Here is a 967-nt window from a genome sequence, read left to right as displayed (position 1 = left end):
GGTGACAGCTGTCCGGCGGTTGGTTAGCGATGGCATCGTCGTCGATCCGGCCAAGGCCTGGGTATCTGGGGCTGAAATCTGACGGCACGAGACAAGCGCAGTCCCTGTCAGGCGTTGTAACGCGACGCTGGCAAGCCTTTGAAGAGGCGCGGTTATTTCAGCAAGAAGATAGCCAGTTTTGCAGAAAGACTGTTTGGTGGAGCCAATCGGGATCGAACCGACGACCTCTTGAATGCCATTCAAGCGCTCTCCCAACTGAGCTATGGCCCCACTTCCGGCAGTCAACCGGCACCGTTTCCGGCGAAGAGATCCGGCGCGGGTTGGAGACCGCGCCGTTAGTGCAGGCGGCTTCTAACCCCGCCCTTCGTCAATATCAAGCCTTCGAGAGCCGCTTTTTCTTCACAGGCCACGAAAGCCCGCAAACGCCCGCTTTCAAGGCCGATCAGACCTCGTCGTCGTCGTCGCCAACGCCGATCATGTCGGCGACGTCGTCGTCTTCTTCCTCCTCGTCGGCAAGGAAAGTGTCATCCTCGTCGTCGCCGAGGTCGACATCGTCCTCGTCATCGCCGAGATCGGGAAGATCATCGGCCTTGACGTCCTCGTCCGCCTCTTCGAGCGAGACGACCTCAACGCCCTCTTCCTCCTCGGCGTCCACTTCCTTCTCGGCCACTTCCTCTTCCTCCTCGAGAGCGGCAATCTTGCCTTCCTCGAAATAGGAACGCGGATAGGTCTTGCCGGTGTAGGGCGAGACGATCGGGTCCTTGTTCAGGTCGTAGAATTTTCGGCCCGTCTCCGGGTCGATGCGTTTTGTGCCAAGTTCGGTTTTTGCCACGGCAAGCCTCGTCAATAAAAGAGTGGTCCCCTTAACCACAGTTTGCAGCGCTGTCAAAGCGAAAAGCCGGCGTCACAAAACCATGCATTGAAAGGCCTCGCGTCAAGTGACGACCATGGGGATGACCATTTCGGC

General features: G+C 58.3%; 1 protein-coding gene and 1 tRNA gene. Both read right to left on the bottom strand.

The features are described 5' to 3' along the window. Nucleotides 1–194: 194 nt before the first annotated feature. Nucleotides 195–270: transfer RNA gene (locus EN993_RS36220), tRNA-Ala, on the bottom strand. A gap of 172 nt (nucleotides 271–442) precedes the next feature. Then, complete coding sequence (locus EN993_RS36215) at nucleotides 443–832, bottom strand: TIGR02300 family protein (protein ID WP_109665797.1); 390 nt, start codon at nucleotides 830–832, stop codon at nucleotides 443–445. Nucleotides 833–967 lie beyond the last annotated feature (135 nt).

Source organism: Mesorhizobium sp. M7D.F.Ca.US.004.01.2.1, from assembly GCF_003997785.1.
Taxonomy (GTDB): domain Bacteria; phylum Pseudomonadota; class Alphaproteobacteria; order Rhizobiales; family Rhizobiaceae; genus Mesorhizobium; species Mesorhizobium loti.
The sequence above is the reverse complement of the archived record's forward strand: the minus strand, read 5'-3'. Positions and strand labels throughout refer to the sequence as shown.